General features: G+C 56.3%; 20 protein-coding genes. 13 read left to right on the top strand and 7 right to left on the bottom strand.

Going from position 1 to position 19,442, the window contains the following annotated elements:
- Positions 1 to 343: 343 nt before the first annotated feature.
- Positions 344 to 1,309 (bottom strand): hypothetical protein, encoded by a 966-nt coding sequence (locus G5315_RS02950; protein WP_421332365.1) that lies wholly within the window; start codon positions 1,307 to 1,309, stop codon positions 344 to 346.
- A 178-nt stretch (positions 1,310 to 1,487) separates the two neighbouring features.
- Between G5315_RS02950 and thiI the strand changes: the two genes are divergently transcribed.
- Complete coding sequence (gene thiI, locus G5315_RS02945; RefSeq protein WP_421298638.1) at positions 1,488 to 2,936, top strand: tRNA uracil 4-sulfurtransferase ThiI; 1,449 nt, start codon at positions 1,488 to 1,490, stop codon at positions 2,934 to 2,936.
- 72 nt (positions 2,937 to 3,008) lie between these two features.
- Here the strand turns inward: thiI and G5315_RS02940 are convergent, their stop codons facing one another.
- The gene (locus G5315_RS02940) at positions 3,009 to 3,401 is read right to left on the bottom strand and encodes a hypothetical protein (protein ID WP_042053183.1); all 393 of its coding nucleotides are present in this window, start codon (positions 3,399 to 3,401) and stop codon (positions 3,009 to 3,011) included.
- A 99-nt stretch (positions 3,402 to 3,500) separates the two neighbouring features.
- A complete protein-coding gene (locus G5315_RS02935) occupies positions 3,501 to 4,133 on the bottom strand; it encodes a trimeric intracellular cation channel family protein (RefSeq protein ID WP_129503709.1) in 633 nt (210 codons plus the stop codon).
- Positions 4,134 to 4,515: 382 nt separating this feature from the next.
- Between G5315_RS02935 and flaA the strand changes: the two genes are divergently transcribed.
- The 12 genes from flaA to G5315_RS02875 all read left to right on the top strand — a co-directional run bounded on the left by flaA (position 4,516) and on the right by G5315_RS02875 (position 16,117).
- The gene (gene flaA / locus G5315_RS02930) at positions 4,516 to 5,427 is read left to right on the top strand and encodes a flagellin A (protein ID WP_129503710.1); all 912 of its coding nucleotides are present in this window, start codon (positions 4,516 to 4,518) and stop codon (positions 5,425 to 5,427) included.
- A gap of 579 nt (positions 5,428 to 6,006) precedes the next feature.
- Positions 6,007 to 6,912, top strand: coding sequence for a flagellin B (gene flaB / locus G5315_RS02925; protein ID WP_129503711.1), 906 nt, complete (start codon positions 6,007 to 6,009; stop codon positions 6,910 to 6,912).
- A gap of 33 nt (positions 6,913 to 6,945) precedes the next feature.
- Positions 6,946 to 7,386: a flagellar protein FlaG gene (locus G5315_RS02920; protein ID WP_129503712.1), complete on the top strand. Its 441-nt coding sequence runs from the start codon at positions 6,946 to 6,948 to the stop codon at positions 7,384 to 7,386.
- A gap of 26 nt (positions 7,387 to 7,412) precedes the next feature.
- Entirely contained in the window at positions 7,413 to 8,831 is a 1,419-nt protein-coding gene (fliD, locus tag G5315_RS02915) for a flagellar filament capping protein FliD (protein WP_216954022.1), read from the top strand.
- Positions 8,832 to 8,856: 25 nt separating this feature from the next.
- The gene (gene fliS, locus G5315_RS02910) at positions 8,857 to 9,279 is read left to right on the top strand and encodes a flagellar export chaperone FliS (protein WP_005346697.1); all 423 of its coding nucleotides are present in this window, start codon (positions 8,857 to 8,859) and stop codon (positions 9,277 to 9,279) included.
- A complete protein-coding gene (locus tag G5315_RS02905; RefSeq protein ID WP_129503714.1) occupies positions 9,276 to 9,584 on the top strand; it encodes a hypothetical protein in 309 nt (102 codons plus the stop codon). Before fliS ends, G5315_RS02905 begins: the two co-directional genes overlap by 4 nt.
- Before the next feature lie 6 nt (positions 9,585 to 9,590).
- A complete protein-coding gene (locus G5315_RS02900; RefSeq protein WP_421332364.1) occupies positions 9,591 to 11,675 on the top strand; it encodes a 6-hydroxymethylpterin diphosphokinase MptE-like protein in 2,085 nt (694 codons plus the stop codon).
- A gap of 85 nt (positions 11,676 to 11,760) precedes the next feature.
- Positions 11,761 to 13,380 (top strand): HAD-IIIC family phosphatase, encoded by a 1,620-nt coding sequence (locus tag G5315_RS02895; RefSeq protein WP_421332363.1) that lies wholly within the window; start codon positions 11,761 to 11,763, stop codon positions 13,378 to 13,380.
- On the top strand, positions 13,373 to 13,606 hold the full coding sequence (locus G5315_RS02890) for an acyl carrier protein (protein WP_129503716.1): 234 nt from the start codon (positions 13,373 to 13,375) through the stop codon (positions 13,604 to 13,606). The genes G5315_RS02895 and G5315_RS02890 overlap by 8 nt, the downstream gene beginning before the upstream one ends.
- Complete coding sequence (locus G5315_RS02885; RefSeq protein WP_164979937.1) at positions 13,603 to 14,358, top strand: AAC(3) family N-acetyltransferase; 756 nt, start codon at positions 13,603 to 13,605, stop codon at positions 14,356 to 14,358. The genes G5315_RS02890 and G5315_RS02885 overlap by 4 nt, the downstream gene beginning before the upstream one ends.
- Positions 14,355 to 14,759, top strand: a complete 405-nt coding sequence (locus tag G5315_RS02880) for a VOC family protein (protein WP_421332362.1) — start codon at positions 14,355 to 14,357, stop codon at positions 14,757 to 14,759. Before G5315_RS02885 ends, G5315_RS02880 begins: the two co-directional genes overlap by 4 nt.
- Positions 14,756 to 16,117 (top strand): DUF4910 domain-containing protein, encoded by a 1,362-nt coding sequence (locus tag G5315_RS02875; protein ID WP_421332361.1) that lies wholly within the window; start codon positions 14,756 to 14,758, stop codon positions 16,115 to 16,117. Before G5315_RS02880 ends, G5315_RS02875 begins: the two co-directional genes overlap by 4 nt.
- Here the strand turns inward: G5315_RS02875 and G5315_RS02870 are convergent.
- From G5315_RS02870 to pseI, 4 genes are read right to left on the bottom strand one after another with little or no spacing between them, the layout of a single operon-like run.
- On the bottom strand, positions 16,099 to 16,845 hold the full coding sequence (locus tag G5315_RS02870) for a class I SAM-dependent methyltransferase (RefSeq protein ID WP_421332360.1): 747 nt from the start codon (positions 16,843 to 16,845) through the stop codon (positions 16,099 to 16,101). The two genes, G5315_RS02875 and G5315_RS02870, sit on opposite strands and share 19 nt — an antisense overlap.
- Entirely contained in the window at positions 16,845 to 17,105 is a 261-nt protein-coding gene (locus G5315_RS02865; protein WP_129503720.1) for a hypothetical protein, read from the bottom strand. The genes G5315_RS02870 and G5315_RS02865 overlap by 1 nt, the downstream gene beginning before the upstream one ends.
- Positions 17,102 to 18,397, bottom strand: a complete 1,296-nt coding sequence (locus tag G5315_RS02860) for a motility associated factor glycosyltransferase family protein (RefSeq protein WP_421332358.1) — start codon at positions 18,395 to 18,397, stop codon at positions 17,102 to 17,104. Before G5315_RS02860 ends, G5315_RS02865 begins: the two co-directional genes overlap by 4 nt.
- Positions 18,390 to 19,436: a pseudaminic acid synthase gene (gene pseI / locus G5315_RS02855; protein WP_421309654.1), complete on the bottom strand. Its 1,047-nt coding sequence runs from the start codon at positions 19,434 to 19,436 to the stop codon at positions 18,390 to 18,392. The genes G5315_RS02860 and pseI overlap by 8 nt, the downstream gene beginning before the upstream one ends.
- Positions 19,437 to 19,442: the final 6 nt, after the last annotated feature.

Here is a 19,442-nt window from a genome sequence, read left to right as displayed (position 1 = left end):
TAATTACGAGTTCATTCAAATCCAATCGGGAGTTCTCTTTTGCTGCGTGTTCTGTGTCCCTTGCTGGTGCTGATGAGTTCGGGTTGTGCCACAACCAATCATGGTGATCACCATGTTTCTCCTGAACGTACCGGGTTCTATTCACCTTTCGAACCCGCTTCCGAGAGTTTTGCGCGTTGCTATCAGAAACAGTTTGCCTGTACCCCTTCCAATATCCGCCGTGACAGGGCGATGGAGGCGCGCAGGAAGGCGCAAGAGCGGGCCAATCATCGTGGTGATGATTGGTAGGCCGCAGATAACGAGAGGGGTTGGCAAATGCCAACCCCTTTTTCATTCCGCCCATTCAGCCCGGTTGGCGCAGATGGCCGAGCCGGGTGAAGAAGTGCTGGCTCTTGCGCTGGTGAAAGTGGCTCTTCTTGATGGGATGGAAGATGAGGTTGCTTTCGGGGTGGCTCGCCTTTAACTGGTGGAGCATGGCTACGGCGGGCAGGCTGGTGCTGACCAGGGTGGTGAGTGGCATGCTGAGGGTCTCGGGCCCGAGCAGTTGATTGAGCCCTTGCTGAGCCTGCTCAAAGCGGGTCAGGGCCGCCGGGTCGGCATAGCCGCTGCCCAGCATGGCGAGCAGGGCATCGAGCGCCTGATTAAACTCGGCCAACTGCTGGCGAAAGCCGCTGCGACTGCGCAGGGCGATCAGTTCTGCAAACGGGATGTCGGCCAAGTGAGTGGGCACTTGCAGCGGGATCTCCAGATGGAAGCAATCCTGACCACCGCGGTTGTGATAGCGGGATTCAAGCAGGTGCAGCAGCCGGTCGAGATAGTCGTGATCGGTGATGAGGGCTCCCTCATTGGCGAGTGCCCACTCGCGGGCGAGCCGCATGGAGAGCAGGTTGGCAAAGCGGCGTGCCATCCTGAACCCGCCCTCCTCCCGGCTGGCAAAACCGTGGGCCAGGCAAAAGCCGTGCAGCCGCTCCAGCCCTGCCTGGGCCGGGCAGAAACAGTCGTGGTTGGCCGGTGTACGCCAGCGACCGATCAACTCCTTGTTACCAAACACCTTGTGACGCACGAAGTCAGGGGCGACAAGGCCGGCAATCTGACTCTCTATCTGGGGAGTGATGGCGGCAAAGAAGGCGGCATCCGGCCGCTCGGCCAGCAGGTCCGTCTCCTGTTCGAGCGTCTGCAGCAGGGCGGTAAGGCCGCTCTTCTCACTGACGGTGAAGACGAAGGCGAGCCGCTCCAGATAGAGCAGGGCAAACTTGAGCCACAGCTCGTCGCGTACTTCCATGCCGGGGTAGTAGATGTAGGTCTTCATCGAATGGGTCTGTGGTCAGGAATGTTGCCGGGACGCAGGTTCGGGAATATACGCAAGATTGCCTCGGTGCGGCAAACATTGCGTGGGGGAATGTGAGCAAACGCTCATCCAGTAGGCGCTGGCCACAAAGTTCTGATATAATTCGCGCCCTTAAATCAAGGTCACCCGAGTCATTACCATGAAGTTCATTATCAAGCTGTTCCCGGAAATCACCATCAAGAGCAAGTCGGTTCGCCAGCGCTTTATCAAGATCCTGCAGGGCAATATCCGCAATGTCCTGCGCCGCTTCGACGACGATGCCCGCGTACGGATGGATTGGGACAAGCTGATCGTGAGCTCCCGCAATGACCAGTTCCGCGAGCAGGCAATCGAAGCCCTGGCCTGCATTCCCGGCATTCAGGCCTTCCTCGAGGTACAAGCCAGCAAGTTTACCGATCTGCACGACATCTTCGAGCAGGTGAAAGCCGTTTGGGGCGACCAGCTCAAGGGCAAAACCTTCTGCGTGCGCGCCAAGCGCCACGGCAAGCATGAGTTCTCCTCCCTCGAGGTTGAGCGTTACGTAGGCGGTGGATTGAATCAGCACTGCGAAAGCAATGGTGTGCGCCTCAAGAACCCGGATGTGAAGATCAACCTCGAGATCGACGGCGAGGAGCTCTTCATCGTCAGCGCCATCCATCAGGGCCTGAGCGGCATGCCCATCGCCACTCAGGAAGATGTGCTGAGCCTCATCTCCGGCGGTTTTGACTCCGGTGTGGCGTCGTTCCAGTTCATCAAGCGCGGCTGCCGCGTGCACTACTGCTTCTTTAATCTGGGCGGTGCTGCCCACGAAATCGGCGTCAAGCAGGTGGCCTATCACCTGTGGAACCGCTTCGGTTCATCCCACCGGGTGCGTTTCACCGCTGTGGACTTCGAGCCGGTGGTCGCCGAGATCCTCGAGAAGATCGACAACGGTCAGATGGGCGTGGTGCTCAAGCGGATGATGATGCGTGCTGCCGCCAAGGTGGCCGATGAATTCCAGATCCCGGCGCTGGTGACCGGTGAGTGTGTGGGTCAGGTCTCCAGCCAAACCCTCACCAACCTGAACGTCATCGACCGGGTGACCGACAAGGTGATCCTGCGCCCGCTCATCACCTGGGACAAGCCGGACATCATCAGTGAAGCCCGACGCATTGGCACCCTAGAGTTCGCCGAGACCATGCCGGAGTATTGTGGGGTCATCTCCAAAAAGCCGACTGTGAAGGCCGAGCTCTCCCGCATTGAAGAGGAAGAGGCCAATTTTGACTTCTCCATTCTGGACAAGGTGGTCTCCGAGGCCCGTTACCTCGATATCCGTCGTATTGGTGAAGAGACTGCCGCTGAAGTGCAAGAGGTGGAAACCACCCAGGTGCTGGGCGCTGACGAGGTGATCCTGGATATCCGCTCTGCCGACGAACACGACGAGAAGCCGCTGGTGGTGGAAGGTCGTGAAGTACTGCATATCCCCTTCTTCAAGCTGGCCACCGCCTTTGGCGATCTGCCCAAAGAGAAGACCTACCTGCTCTACTGCGATCGCGGCGTGATGAGCAAGCTGCAGGCGCTTTACCTGAAAGAGAAAGGCTTTGCCAACGTCAAAGTTTACCGTCCGTAATTTGACGCTCAATCTCCCATAAAAAATCCGGCCAATGTGCCGGATTTTTGTTTTATAGCTCGGAGCTTGGATTTATGGACAGGGAACGGGAGTGAAGGAGTGCTCCCCCAGGCAACGCCAACCCATTTCCGCTCCCCTCATTTGCCAAAGGTTATCGCTGCGATAGAGAGTCAGGATATAGAGCATGTCGTTCTTGCTGCCATCGAGGGCAACCGAGAGTACCAGATCATTATCCAGTTGCTGTGCATGGATGCGACTGGGGATGTCGCTATGACCGACAAAACGAAGTGCTACCTCACGGTAGTCATTGACCCATTTCTGATGTAGCTCGTTCGCCTGACGTATCTGCTGGTTGAACTGCTGCACTGGCGCCGATGCCAGTCGTCCAAAAACGGCTTGTGCTTCGGCATGTGCTGCTGTCACGTTCGCAAGGAGGAGAGTGGTAAGCATACCGATTTTGTGCATGAGAATATCCGGCTAACAACGACTGCTTCTATGACAACAGAAAAGCCCATTTGGTTCAACGCACAACCCACAGAGCCATATTCCACTGCGGGCGTGCTTTCAGTTGCGTTGCAGCGAGAAGGTTGGTAGCGACAGGTGCCAGTAGATAGCAGCTACCCGCAAACCGAACACTGCTGTCATACAGATGAGCATGGCGGTTACTCTGTCCATGTTCGCCTCCAGTGCCAGGGTGTAGAGGATTCCGCCCAAAATGCAGGCTGTTGCATAGATCTCTTTTTGCAACACCATAGGCACTTCCCTGGCCAGTACATCACGGATCATGCCGCCTGCTACCCCTGTCATGGTCCCCATCAGCACGGCGATCAGTCCCGGGGTACCGAAGTTGAGGGCTTTTTGCGCCCCAATCACCGTAAAGAGGGCCAACCCGAAGGCATCCGCGACGGGCAGTACATACCAGGGCATTCTGCGGGGCAGTTTGACCATCCACATCCCGATCAGCGCCGTTGCAATGACCACCCAGATATAGAGAGGATCGCGAACCCAGAACACCGGGGTTGCTCCCAGGATCATGTCGCGGATGGTGCCACCGCCGATGGCGGTGACTGCCGCCAACACCATGACGCCAAATCCGTCCATTCTGAGCCGGCCCGCCACCAGAACCCCTGAAAACGCGAATACCGCAGTACCAAACATGTCGCTGATGTAAACAATCTGCTCAACCAGTGTCTGCATGGAAAACAACTCACGCCAAATTGTTGATGGGGCCGCGATTTTAGGGGCTGGAGAGCCCAATCGCCAACTGTGCTCGACAAAATTGAGAGTCGACACCGCTTTTTTCTCGCATCATGGACAGGGAGGGGCTCGAGTGTGCCTGTTTACCTCCTTGTTGGAGGAGGGGCGCGATGAGTTTCTGCCACGTTTTAGTGGGCGTTTTTTTCCTTAAGTTTATCCCCGACCTGTCGATATATAGGGTAAGCGGCGTTAACGTGATGAAGCGTTGAAAAAAATGCTAAAGACATCGAAAAACGGGCCGTTAAATAAGACGCATCGGGCACAGAAAATAATAAAGCCAGAGCAAATAGAAGAGTAAATTTAATAGCTTAGGAGAATAGTCATGGGCCTTTATATCAACACTAACGTTTCATCACTCAACGCTCAGCGTAACCTGATGAATACGACCAAATCACTGGATACATCCTACACTCGACTGGCATCCGGTCTGCGTATCAACAGCGCCAAAGACGATGCCGCCGGCCTGCAAATTGCCAACCGTTTGACCTCCCAGATCAACGGTCTGGATCAAGGTAACCGTAATGCCAATGACGGTATCTCTGTTGCCCAAACTGCCGAAGGGGCAATGGATGAAATTACCTCCATGCTGCAACGGATGCGTACGCTGGCTCAACAGTCAGCCAACGGTTCCAATAACACTGATGACCGTACTGCGCTGCAGCAAGAGTATACCCAGTTGATGACTGAAATTGACCGGGTAGCCAAAGATACCACGTTTGGTGGTCAGAACCTGCTTAATGGCGGCTATGTGGGCACCTTCCAGGTGGGGGCAGACGCAGGGCAGACCATCACCTTCCGGATGACGACCGCCTTTACTATCTCGGGCATGGCCTCTGCCACCAGTGGTAGTGCGACAGTGGCAACCACGACCTCGGGCGAGCCGTATAACATCACGAAGACAGCAGGAACGCCGGTCACATCTACCAGTATGTCGACCATTACAGCTGCAAGCTCGGCCCAGTCGGCTATGGCCAACCTGGATTACATGATAAAGGTGGTGGACAGCAAGCGTGCTGAACTGGGGGCGGTACAAAACCGGTTTGACTCGACCATTCGCAACCAGGCGAACGTCTCCGAAAACGTTAGTGCTGCACGCTCACGTATCCGTGATGCAGACTTCGCCACCGAGACTGCAAACCTGACCAAGCAGAATATCTTGCAACAGGCCGCATCAACCATACTGGCCCAGGCGAACCAGCGCCCCCAGTCAGCTCTTTCGCTGCTGCAAGGCTAACAAAAGAAAACAGGGCGGTTGTTCAGGCCGCCCTGGTCAAGAGATGGAACAAAGGGGTGTTCGGTTCGCACTCTGTTCTATCGGGAGAGATATAATTCTCTACTAGTAATGCCAAGTGTTGCCCAGCTGTTCAGTTCTGTCACGCTTGGTCATATTCTCCTGAGCATATGCTCATCTTTAGGCCGGTTTACCGGCCTCTTTTTATTGTGTCGTCAAATCGACGTCACTCTACCCAACCTAAGCACAAACCGTGCCACAAAAATAATCCTGTCACACCATCTTGCAACCCCTCTATTACGTCTTGCACTATGTTTGCCATCTGACTTTCCTTGCCATGTACCGGAGAAAAATTGCCGCGTTAGGCAACAATTTTCCTAAAGCTTGCCTCTGCACTGCCGTTAAACAAGGTGAAGCAATCGAGGGGTGTTCGGAATCCAACGTTTGCACTACTGCGGGTGACCTGTCCGTTCAAACAGACACCCGCCAGAAGACTCAGGCTCGTTCAACCTGTTCTTCTAACGGTGGGACGCCGCTTTGACGGCGCAACCCGCAGTCGCATGTTCTTCGGGAGAATATTTTATGGCCATGTATATCAACACGAATACTTCATCACTGAACGCCCAGCGTAACCTGATGAATACCAACAAGTCTCTGGATACCTCTTACACCAGACTGGCATCGGGACTTCGTATCAACACTGCCAAAGATGATGCTGCCGGTTTGCAGATCTCCAACCGTTTGACTTCCCAGATCAACGGTTTGGATCAAGGTAACCGCAACGCCAACGATGGTATCTCGGTTGCTCAAACGGCTGAAGGGGCCATGGATGAAGTGACCAGTATGCTGCAGCGTATGCGCACGCTGGCACAGCAATCTGCTAACGGTTCCAACAACACCGATGACCGTACTGCATTGCAGCAAGAGTTTGACCAACTGACTACAGAGATCAACCGTATCTCCAACGACACCACTTTCGGTGGCCAGAAGCTGCTGGATGGCAACTACAAGGGGTCGTTCCAGGTGGGGGCGGATGCTGGTCAGACTATCACCTTCAAGATGACTTCCGCCTTTACCATCAGTGGGATTGCGGCATCAACCAAGGGAAGCGCGACCGTTGCTACCAGTGCCTCTGGCGAGCCCTATACCGTGACCAAGGGAACATCTGCAGTAACCTCTACCAGCGTCAGCAGCATCAGCTCTGCCAGCGCCGCCCAGCTGGCCATGGCCAACCTTGATTTCATGATCAAGGCGGTAGACAGCAAGCGGGCAGAGCTGGGTGCGGTGCAGAACCGGTTTGACTCCACCATTCGCAACCAGTCCAACGTCTCTGAAAACCTGAGCGCAGCACGTTCTCGTATTCGTGACGCAGACTTTGCAACCGAGACCGCTAATCTGACCAAGCAGAACATTCTGCAACAGGCTGCTTCCAGCATCCTGGCTCAAGCCAACCAAAGACCGCAATCAGCCCTGTCCCTGCTGGGTTAACAGGCTGTGATGAGATAAAAAAGGAGCGACGATATGGCCAATGAAATTGGAATTCCGTCATCGGTCACTCCTTCTTCTCTTCAGTCAAGTAGCAAGAGCGGCCAGTCGGCCGCTCAAGTGCTATCTGGCACAGCAGAAGAGCAGCGGGGGACGGCAAAGGACATGGAAAAGCAACAGGGGCTGCCTGAGCAGGAGAGGGCTGGCAAGCCGAAGATTTCAGACAAGGAAATTGAGAAAGGGGTACAAAACTTGCAAGAGTTCAGTCAGTTGCAAGGATGGACCGTCAATTTCAGTGTTGAAAAGGAACTGGAGCAGGTTGTTATCAAGGTTATGGATGCCGATACCAAATCAATGATCCGTCAGATACCAAGCGAAGAGTTGCTGGCTATCAGCAAACGAATCCAGGCTCTGCGCGAAGGTGATGTGATTGGCGGTGGCTCTCGAGTCGGGTTATTGCTTGATAAAGAGATTTAATAGTTACGTTTGCGAGGAGAGTGAGTATGGCTACTATTACGTCTGCTGGTGCGGGCTCTGGACTGGACTTGGAGTCTGTCATCGCTGCAAGCGTTGATGCCAAAAAGGCGCAGCTGTTGCAGCCAATTACCACCAAAAAGACCAACGCCCAGATCACTCTCTCAGGGGTAGGCCAGCTGAAGTCAGCGATCGCGACTTTTGTCACCACTCTGCAGGCTATGTCAAAGGATGACGCGTTTAACAAACGTGCGATAAACATCACCCAGGATAAAGATAATCCGGTTCTCAAGGTGGAGAGCAAGAGTGGCGCTTCCAACGGGCAATATGACATCAGTGTCGAAAAATTGGCGAAGACCAGCAAATTTGAAGGTAGTTTCGCCTCTTCTACCACGCCCATGATCACTCAAGATGGCACCCTGACATTCAAGGCAGGTGACAAGACCTTTGATGTGGATGTCAAAGCAGGGGATTCACTCCAGTCCATTCGCAAGCGGATCAACAATGATAGTGACAACTTTGGTCTTAGCGTCAATATCATGAATACCTCCGATGGCAAGGCGGCCCTTGTGATTGACTCCGGTGTCAGTGGAACAGGTAAAGATCTGCAGATAACCGGCAGTACACCTGAACTGACTGACAATTTCATCTCCAAGCTGACCCAGAAGCAACAAGCCCGTGATGCCGAGATAAGCGTGGATGGCAATAAATTGACCAGTGCGACCAACACCTTTGATGGCACCATTGTGGGTCTCAAGATTACGGTGTTGAAAGAGTCGGAGAGCACCACTACCACGAACCCGAGTGATGGTACCGTGACGACCACTTACAAGCCAAACAGAGTGGATGTGACGACAGACAAGGCTGGCATCAAGACCATGGTGCAGAGCTTCATCGATGGCTATAACGCTCTGGTGAAGAAGAGCACCGATCTGGGCAAACGCAGCTCTATCGTGGCCGGTGTCAGCCAGAATGATGGTGGAGCCCTGGCGGGGGATGCGACGACCAAGGCTGTGACCAACCTGATGAGTGGCACCGTCACCGAGCCTTCTAACAACTCTTCGACCTTCTCTACCATCTTTCAGTTGGGGGTCAAGATGGACAACAAGGGAGTGCTCTCACTTGATTCGACGAAATTCGATGAAGCGGTCGAGAAGAACTTCGACCAGGTAGTGGCTGTATTTGGTGGCAAGGACGGTGTTGCTGGCAAGTTGGCCAGCCAGCTTGAGACCTACTCCAAGACAGGGGGACTGCTTGCCAAGCGGGAAGAGACACTCAATTCTGATCTGCGTGATGTCAACCGCAAACAAGCAGATGTCGCGGCGCAGCTCACCAAGTATGAAGAGACGTTGAGGGCACGCTACGGCAGTCTGGATACCTTGCTGGCCAAGATGAACAAATCTGCCTCCTATCTCAACCTGCTCAATACCAACAACAAAACCAGTTAATTTGTAGTCAGGAGCTGAGTCTCGTATGTATCGAAAAACGATCAAGGCCTATACAACCCAGAGTTTGCAGTCTGAGCTGGCAGTGGCGGATCCCTATCGCGTGATCCAGTTATTGATGCAAGGGTGTCTCGAACGTCTCGCTCAGGCTCGCGGTGCAGTCGAGCGTCGCGATTTCGAGGGTAAGTCCCAATCTATCTCCAAGACGCTGGCCATTATCAATGGTCTGCAAGATTCACTTGATCTCTCTTATGGCAAGGTCCCCGAAGACCTGTTCGCACTTTATGACTATATGAAAGTGCGCATGATGGATGCCAGCCGTGACATGGATGTAGGCGCCATTGATGAAGTGATGAACCTGATGCTGACGGTCAAGAGCGGTTGGGATGCCATCCCTGTCGATGAGCGAGACAAGGCGCTGGCACAGCAAAAGGTAGGCAGACCGGCATGAATGAGGTCAATAGTACTTCTGTGTCTGCCTTGATGAGACAGGGCGAGCAGTTGCAGTCTCTACTGGTGCAAGGTGAGCTGGTTGCAGCAGAACAGCTGGCTGAACTTTATCTGCATGCTCTGGAAGAGGTATTTGGGTCACTGCCTTGGGGAGAGACACTCAATGTGGAACAGCGGCAGGCACTGATGCAGTTCCAGCTTATTTATGATTGGGTGGGTCAGGAAAAGCAGCAGGCTGAAGCACAATTACGACAATTCTCCCAGGCCGGACGTGCATCCGGTCTTTACAAGCTGAATGCAGGTTAGTCTGACATGGATATCCATCACAAGATTCATGATGTAGAAAGTGAACTGGCACGCCTGGCTCTGCAAAAGCAGCAGGAGGCCGCCATGCTGGAAGTACTCCCCGTTCGTTATGAACTCAATATGGCTGCGTTTGCCAAATACATGCCCGCCATTCATGACTTTTTCAAGGAGTACCAGCCTGCCAGGCCTTTTCGTTTCTTCTGTAATGAAAACGGCGTTCCCAATATTCTGTGGCTCGATGAGGGTATCTCGCTTTATGGGGATGATCCATTTAGCGAGGTTCAGTCGCAGATTGCCGAGGTCATTAAACACAGTGTCTTGCAGTGCATCGATTTTGTGCCCCAGTGGTATATCGATGGCCAAATCCATATCAAATACAACAATGAAATCTCCAAATTAAAAGAGAACTCAGCTCTGGAAGGGTTGCGTCTAAAGGCAGCATTACATACCGATATTCCTCTGGCACTGATGTATGGCATTGGTTTGGGCTACCAGCTCGGTTGCTTGTATGAACAGTGCAAGATCAAGAATCTGTTTGCTTTCGAGCCTGATCTTGACATGTTTTACGCCTCGCTCTTCTGTTTTGATTGGCATCAGCTGCTCGCCTACATGGAGGAGGAGTCGATCAGTCTGCACCTCTTTATCGGTGTTGACGAGCGATTGCTGGTCGCTGACATGATGGAGGCGCTGCATCGCAAGGGGGCATTCTGGTCGGCAAGCTATTTCTCGTTCTGTCATTACCATTCCCCCAAGCTGCACGCCTTGATAACACAGGTGGAAAGGGAGTTCTATCTGCTCAAAACGGGGTGGGGGTTCTTTGATGACAACATCTATGCACTTGCCCATAGCCACACCCATCTGCAAGACGGCACCCCCTTTCTGAAACGGTGGCGCGATAGCCGTGCCTTCGAGCAGATCCCTGTCTTTGTGGTTGGCAATGGCCCCTCGCTGGATCAGAGCATCGAGTTCATCCGGCAGCATCAGCAGCAGGCAATCATTATCGCCTGCGGTACTGCGGTCAGTGCACTCTACAAAGTTGGCGTAAAACCGGATATCTACGTTGCAGTGGAGCGCACCAAGAGCTCAGCCGATTTTCTGAGCATTCTCAATGCCGATGACTTTATAAAGGACACCGTGTTTCTGAGCGTTGATGTCATTCACCCTGAATGCAAGCGCTTCTTTCGTAAAACAGGGTTGGCGTTCAAGCCCAACGAGCCGATGTTCTCCATGCTGATTAGCGCGTTTGGTCAGGCATTTGAGTACGATACCATTGAATTTTCCAACCCGTTCGTCGGCAATACCGGCCTCAATTATGCGGCCTTGCTTGGTTTCAAGCAGGTGTATTTGTTTGGTATCGACAATGGCTATAAAACAGCCGGACAGCATCACTCCAGCCTGAGTCTCTATTACAACGACAAGCAAGAGGCGAAATACGAGGAAAATTTAAAGGATACTTTCCCGGCTCCGGGTAACTTTGGCGACGAAGTGCGTATCAATCATCTGTTTGGGCTAGCCATTCACAATATGGCCAGTGTATTGCGTGATTATCCCGAGATGCAGTGCGTCAACAGTAGTGACGGCGCTTATATAGAAGGGGCAATCCCTCGTCGTGTTGAATCGTTGCAACCTGAATGGCCGGTACTCGACAAAATCCCGCTCATGGATGAAGTGATGGCCACTTGTTTCCAGTCCTTTGACATGAGCAGCGTTGATTTCGCTGCTGCATTGCAGGTGTCGCTGTTCGTTGAGCTGGTAGACAAGTTGCGCGATGACTGGCGCCAGGTAGCCTGTGAACACAATGCGGTATTGGCCATGATGCAACGCCATCACGACTATCTGCTTTATCTGTTGATGAGCCGCGAATCGCATCTCTATCGGGTCTTGATCGGTTCAATGAACTATTTCTACGCCAATATCATCAGCCTGATGATGTCGCAGGTGACAGCAGAACCCGAGGTACTGGCGGTCAAGATAAAAGAGGCGCAGGCAATCCTGGAGTTATTTTTCGAGGACAGCAAAGTGATGTATGCCGATGCGTTCGATGGCCATGATACCACCTATTTTACCGGCCTGGATGTGTTCAAGCGCTAGTCCTTGAATCGGATGGGGATGACTCTGTTCATCTCCATTCCCTAACAGTATGATATAGAAGTATTTAATCCTTTCAGGTGCATATATGGCCACCCTTTCCCTGGCATCCACCGCATTTCTCATGCCCGGTAATGTGGCATGGGCTCCTTTGGCCCGACATGCACAGTTGCAATTTTGCCCTCAAGGTCAATGGCAGCCGATGGCCGCTTGTGACGGACATCTGGTGCTCTGGTTTTGGGAGCAACTGCTGACCGACAGCGAATGCAAGCATTGGTACACCTTGGCTGAACCCGCATTGTCCGAGACCATCGACACCTGGTTGGAAGCATTGCTCTCGCCACTGCGGGGGCTCCCTCATCTTTATCTTGGTGCCTGTTCACTGCAAGGCGGTGGTGTGAGTAGCGCTCTTCATCCCTGGATGATGCAGCTGGATGTCTGCTTTACCCGAGCGCTTGCACGTCACCACATTAGGGATTTGGGGCTGGGTCGCTGGCTCTCTGAGCAGGGGCGAGCCCATTGTGTGGACGAGCGTAATCGTTACCTTCTTTCTTGTCCTCTCTCGATGCACGGCTTGACCAGCCTTGCCGACTGGATTGCCGCGCGTTGGATGCTTGATCAGGCGCCAATACGCAAGGTGCTGGTGCTCGATTGTGACAATACCCTGTGGGGGGGGGTAGTGGGTGAAGAGGGGTTGACTGGCCTTTACCTTGGTCAGGACGGTCTCGGCAAACTCTATCAGTCGTTTCAGGATGCGGCGCTTTACTGGTATCAGCGCGGCGTGTTGTTGGCATTGTGCTCTAAAAACGAGCCTGCAGATGTTTGGCTGGTGTTTGAGCAGCATGGCGCCATGAGACTCAAAAGGCGAAATATTGCAGCATCTGCCATTGGTTGGGGCTCGAAATCTCAAGGTTTGCGACATATTGCCGCCAGCCTCAATCTGGGGCTTGAGGCCTTGGTCTTCTGGGATGATTCCCCCCTGGAAAGGGCTGAAGTTCGCCATGCCCTGCCACAAGTCGATGTCATTGAACCACCAGCAGATATTTGGGCATGGCCTACAACCTTGCTCACTTATGGGGGGTTCTCCCGCATCTTCAGTGGTGATGACGCTCTTCGTCAGGCCTCCTATCTGGCATTGGCAGATGCCGCCCGGTTACGTAGCGAGGTTGGCAGTGAACAACATTTTCTCGCCTCTTTGTCGTTGCGTGCGGCGATACAGCCGTTGGCGGTGGATAACCTTGCTCGTGCCGAGCAGATCATCCATAAAACCAACCAGTTTAATCTCTCCTGTCAGCGATATGAGGCGAGCGAGCTCAAACGGCTGGCGCAGTCTGGCTGGTGCTGGCTAGTGTCGTTGCAGGATCGCTTTGCCGATCATGGTTTGGTTGGCTTGGTGCTGATCATAAACCTCACGCCCAAACTGGCATTGCTCGATACGCTGGCTCTGAGTTGCAGAGTGTTGTCCAGAGGACTCGAATATTGGTTACTGGATAGCGTCTCGGCTGTATTGCGCGAGGCGGGGGTCGAGCGTCTGGTTATTGGCTCGAACCGTTGTGCACGTAATGAACCTGCGCTGACATGGTTGGCATCCCTGTCGTTGGCCCCCTGTGATAATCCGGATCCCGCCCGTTTTTCCCATGAGCATTACCATAGTCTGGCGCTCGAACAGCTGAATTTGCCTTTTTTGGAGTTTTATCACCATGACTGATCTCTTCACTTTGTTGGAACAGCAGTTTCCTTTTGCAACCGTCACGCGAGGCGACTATCAGTTGGGACTTGGGGCCTTTCCGGAATGGGATTCGCTCGGTCATTTCAATTTTCTGTTACTGGTTGAACAGACGTTCTCGGTACGCTTCGAGCCTGAAGAGCTGGCGACGATGAAGCAACTTCGGGATATTCGTGATGCGCTGTTGCGTCGTGGTCTTGCCCTGTGATTGAGGCTCTCTCTCATGCGTTGAGCACTCTCGGGATCGCGCGCGGAAGCGCCTTGATGGTTCACTCTGACGCCATGGCGGTAGCCCAGTTTCCAGGACGGGGCAATGAAGCCGGCATGCATGCTTTTTGGTTGGGGATGCAGGAGTGGCTTGGAAACGAGGGCACTCTGCTGGTGCCAACATTCACGTATAGCCTGACTCGCCAGAGCTGTTTCGACAGGGCGACATCCCCCAGTGAAGTCGGGTTGATGACGGAGCAGTTTCGCACTCTGCCAGGGGTTGCGCGGACCCGCGATCCCATCTTCAGCGTTGCGGTATGGGGAGCGGGGCGTGACCAGGTGGTTGCAGCAGGGGGCCATGACTGCTTTGGTGAAGAGAGCCCCTTCGCCTGGTTGGCGGCCCACGATGGCTGGATTGCCGGTTTTGCCTGTCATCCAGATCGCATTACCTTCACCCACTATGTCGAGCAGCAACTAGGTGTCGATTATCGCTTTATGAAACGCTTTGAGGGTGATGTCCGCGAGCAGGAAATGGTGCGCCCCTGGCATTGTGACTACTTTGTGCGAAGACTCGATCTGGCCAGCGAGATAGATCTTTCCCGTCTGGTTGATGCGCTCAAGTGCCAGGGCAAGTGGCGACAAGCGCTGTTTGGCAGGTTGCCGGTCTGGGCGGTTCGCTGCGCCGACTTTGCCGCGGTGGCAAAAGAGCTGATCGCTGTCCATCCCCATGCGCTCATCAGGGAGGGGAGATGAAACTGCACCATATTGGGCTGGTGGTGGCCGAACTGGATCTTGGCGTACGTTATTGTTGCGAGACCCTCGGGCTTTCCCACTTTAGCGAGCCGGTGCTCGATCCGTTGCAGCGGGTGTATATCTGTTTTGCCTATGATGATGCGGGGATTTGCTATGAACTGATTGCACCTGCCAGTGATGATAGCCCCGTCAGTCAGGCGCTACGTACCCGTCATAATCTGCTCAATCATCTGGCCTATGAGGTGGCAGATCTGGCAATGGCTGCCGAAAAACTGCGGGCCCAGCGTCATCTTCCCCTCGGACCCAGCCAGCAAGCCATCGCGTTTGGCGGCGCCCACGTCCAGTTTTTCCTGAGCCCGCTAGGCCACATTGTCGAATTGATCGAGGCACCCACCCCATGAGTTTTTCACCCAAGAGCGGTTATCTGCCCACCGACTGGGACGACCAGGCACAAGTCGGTGAACAGCTGCATCGGCTGCTCACCCTGCTGTTTCCGCTCAATCGTAGCCTGACCGGGGACGGGGTTCGGCAGTCGCTGGCCCTGTGGCGCGAGCTCTGCCTGCCTGAGCTGCAGATCCATGAAGTGGCCAGCGGCACCGAGTGCTTCGACTGGACAGTGCCTGACGAGTGGAACGTGCGGGAGGCCTACATAGTGGGGCCGGATGGTCGCAGGGTGGTGGATTTCCAGGATCACAACCTGCATCTGGTCGGTTACTCGGAGCCGGTGTGCTGTACCCTCTCGCTGGCCGAGCTGCAGCCCCATCTCCACTCTCTGCCCGAGCAGCCGGATGCCATTCCCTATGTGACCTCCTACTACAAGCGCCGCTGGGGCTTCTGTCTGCCCCATCGACTGCGAGAGGCGCTGCCGGAGGGAGAATATCAGGTAGTGATCGATGCCACCCTGGCCCCGGGTTCGCTCACCTATGGTGACTGGGTGCTGCCGGGGGAGAGCGAGCAGGAGATCCTGCTGTCGAGCTACACCTGCCACCCCTCCATGGCCAACAACGAGCTCTCCGGCCCCTGTGTTGGTGTATTCCTGATGGCCTGGCTTGCGTCACTGCCCACACGTCGCTACAGCTACCGGCTGATGCTGGTGCCTGAAACCCTGGGGGCCATCGTCTATCTCTCCCGTCATCTGGACCAGCTCAAGCAGCGCACCCTGGCCGGGTTCAACCTGACCTGTCTTGGCGATGACCGCAGCTACTCCTTCCTCCCTTCCCGCCAGGGCAACACGCTGGCGGATCGCATCGGTCGCCATGTGCTCGGCCATCTGGCACCGGGCTACAAGGCTTACAGCTTCCTGGAGCGGGGCTCCAACGAGCGGCAGCTGTGCGCACCCGGCATCGATCTGCCGGTCACCTCGGTGATGCGCAGTCGATACGGCTGTTATGCCGAGTACCACACCTCACTCGATGACCTCTCGCTGGTGACGCCGGCCGGTCTGGTGGGCGGCTTCATGGCGCTGCGCCGGGCCATCGAGTGTCTGGAGCTGGACGAGCGCTGCGAGGTCACCGTGCTGGGCGAACCCCAGCTCGGCAAGCGGGGGCTCTACCCGGATTTGTCGACCCGCTATTCGGGCTGGCAAGTGAGGGAGATGATGAATCTGCTGGCCTACAGCGACGGCAAGCTGACCCTGTTCGAGATCGCCGAGACCATAGGGGCGCCGTTCTGGCGGGTGGAGCCGCTGGCGCGGATGCTGCTGGAGGCCGGGCTGCTGCGTCGTCTCAGCCCGCAACCGGACTACTCGATCACCAGATAGGCTGGTCCCGGGTTGTGCGGGGTGCGACGGATGGCGTAGCGATCCAGCCCCAGCACCTCCTTGAGGGCCAGAGTCTCCCCCGGAAAGGCGGGCCAGTTGAGCTCATCGAATGCCAGCACCGACCCCTTGGTCAGGTGCGGCTTGATGAGCTCGAGGCAGCGGCGGGTCGGCTCGTAGAGATCAAAGTCAAAATAGGCCAGCGCAACCATGGTCTCCGGCTGGCGAGCCAGATAGGCCGGCAGGGTCTCGGTCACATCCCCCTTCACCAGCTCATGCTTGACGATATGCTCCAGCGGGCTTTCCGCCTCATGGGCGGCGAGCAGTTGGGCCAGATGCTGCTCATAACCGGGCGTCACCCCGTATGCACCCGGCTGGATGGTGGCGTCACTGCCATCCTGCGGAGCGTGGGAAGGGAAGCCGCTGAAGGTATCGAATCCCACCAGCTTGCGGTTGTAGTTGTAGGGTTCATACATGCCGCGAAACGAGGAGAAAAGCGCCAGGTTTTGACCCCAGCGGGTACCGAAATCCATGATGACGCCGTGGACCGGCACGATCTTCTGATACAGCTCGTGCATGAACAGGATGCGGGAGAGCGACTGGCGCTTGAGGTAGAGGCCCAGGTTGTTCTGCAGCTCGGCTGCGGGCAGCGGGCTGGCGTGCAGCAACTCGCTGAAGGCCTGGCGACGTGACAGCTCTTTCTCGGAGGCGTTGGAAATGGCCTTGATCATCAGTAGTCTCCTGTGTTTGTGTCGCCGGCCGGGGTCGACAGGCAGTGCACCACTTCATATTCGAGGTAATCGGCCAGCCCTAGCCAGTCCTGCCGTTCCTGGCACTGCAGCAGGGCGGCTACCAACCCGGGCGGCAGGTTGCCCTGCTCGGTGAGCACCTCTTGCAGCAGTTCCGGCAATGCCTGACTCGCAGCAACCGACTGCCCCAGTCGAAACTGGTGCGCCAGGGCGGTTAGGCGGGTGATCTGGTCGTTTTTCATTGCACGTACTCCGGGTGATAGCGGCAGCCGGCGATCTCCGCGCCTTCCCGGCTGCAGTTCCAGAACTGTACCTCGGGGTGGCGCGCTATGTAGCGCTCGAGCTCGGTGCGGTAGGCGGAAAAGTTCGGATTGGTCTTGACCCGCCGGCCATGGCCGTCGAGGGCCCAGCTGAGTGCCTGCGCGGCGCTGGGGCCGAGCGCACCATCGGCCCAGCCCGAGTGGGTGAGTTCGCCGGGAAAGGCGAAGTCGGTGCCCAGCAGGATGACCTGGTGGCAACCCATCTGTACGGCGAGATCCACCGCGGGATGAATGACGCTGCCGCCCGAGTGCAGCACGCCCTTGGGGTGCGTCTGCCGCAGCTGCTGATACATGGGGCTGCGGGAGTAGGCGGTCTTGCGCGGCCCCTGCCAGGCCAGCAGGGCTGCCGTGGGAACCGTGGGGTAATAGACCAGGGTGGTCTGGGCCGACTGGGCGGCGGGCAGCCGGTTGCCGTGGATGGCGTCATCTATGGTGACGACGATGTCGGGCCGGATACCGTGGCTGAGCAAAAACGCCAGCGCGGTATCGACGCTAATCAGAAGATAGTCCTGCCGACGGCGCTGCAACTGGGCCTGCAGGGTGGCCAGGTTGTGCTGCAGGGTTGGGCCACTCGCCACGATCAGCGCCTGCTTGCCCTGAGCCAGACCGAACAGGGAGGCCACATCGCCGTCGCCGGCCAGCAGATCGCGGTTTTCCGCCAGCCGCCGGGTGATGTCGGGGTGCTCGGCGTCGAACCTGGCCCGGGCGAACGGCAAATCGATTTCACTCACCAGCCGGTCGCGGATGCGGGCGGCAGCATCTTCCACCAGCAGCAGCTCGGGCGGCAGGGCGAAGAAGGGCAGCCGCACCTCCCCTTCGTCGCCGGCCATCATCAGCTCGACCCTGGGGTCCGTCAGCCAGTCCTGCTGGTCTAGCAGCCGCAGTACAAGGGCAAACAGGGCGCCATTCATGATCTTCACTTCCAGCCGCTTGAGGCTACTGCGCCCCAGCAGGGTGCGCGGCAGATCGCCGAGCCCGGTGCCGTAGAGGTGCAGCACCGGCTGCTCGGGCAGGCTGGCGGCCTGCAGCTCGGCTTCCTTCACCCGGTCGTGCCGGCTGGTGAGCTGTATGCCGTGGAGGCTTAGGGTGGAGCCGAGACCTTCGGTCAGCTCGGCCGGCAGGCTTTCAACGTCCTGTGCCAGCAAGCGGGGCCAGAGGGCGGGCCAGCGCTGGCTGATGAGCCTACCGTGCTGGTTGAAGAGATCATCACTCATCGTTGTCTATCCACTCCCAGCTCAGCGGTTGATTGGCACTCAGGCTGCGGTTGACCCGCTTGCCGATGAGCCGATCGTAATCGGCCGGGGGCAGGCCGAGGGCGGGGCGCACCGACTTGATATGCTCTGCGGTGAGCTGCTCGCCGGCGGCCATCTCCTTGACCAGATAGAGGGAGCGGCGAAATGCACGGTTACCCTGTTCACTGGCGGTGAGCTGGTAGTCAGCCACCCCAAGGGCGGCATGGGCGGTATTGACCGAGGCCACCAGCTCGGTGAGCTCGGCCGGTTCCATGGAGAAGGCGCAATCCGGTCCGCCGTCGGCGCGGGCCAGGGTGAAGTGTTTCTCGATGAGGGTGGCCCCGAGCGCGGTGGCGGCGATGGCGGTGGCAGAGCCGAGGGTGTGATCGGAGAGCCCCACCTCGACCCCGAAGCGCTGGCGCAACATGGGGATGGTACGCAGGTTGTACTCGGCTGCCGGCGCCGGATAGCCGCTGACACAGTGCAGCAGGGCCAGCTGGCCGTTGCCATGCTTGAGCGCAATATCGACCGCGGCGGAGATCTCGGCCTCGTTCGCCATGCCGGTGGACATGATAAGCGGCTTGCCGGTCTGGGCGGCGTAGCGAATCAGGGGAAGATCCACCAGCTCGAAGGAGGCGATCTTGTAGGCAGGACAGTCAAGTGATTCAAGCAAGTCCACCGCACTGAAGTCGAACGGACTGCTAAAGACCGTTAGGCCCAGCTCGCGCCCCTTGGCAAACAGCGCCTGGTGCCACTCCCACGGGGTATGTGCCCACTCATAAAGATCGTAGAGGCTGTGGCCATCCCACAAACCGCCATGGATCTGAAATTCCGGTCGATCACTTTTGAGGGTTATGGTATCCGGGCGGTAGGTTTGCAGCTTGACGGCGCTGGCACCCGCTGCTTTGGCGGCGGTCATGATGGCCAGGGCGCGGTCCAGATTGCCATTGTGGTTGGCCGACAGTTCGGCAATCACATAGGGGGCCTGTTCCTGGTTGATGGGGCGATGATCGATCTGCATCTGTGT

It is taken from the genome of Aeromonas sp. 603607 (assembly GCF_049171595.1).
Lineage (GTDB): Bacteria > Pseudomonadota > Gammaproteobacteria > Enterobacterales > Aeromonadaceae > Aeromonas > Aeromonas veronii.
Note: the sequence above shows the minus strand (reverse complement) of the source record. Positions and strands in the feature narration are given on the sequence as shown.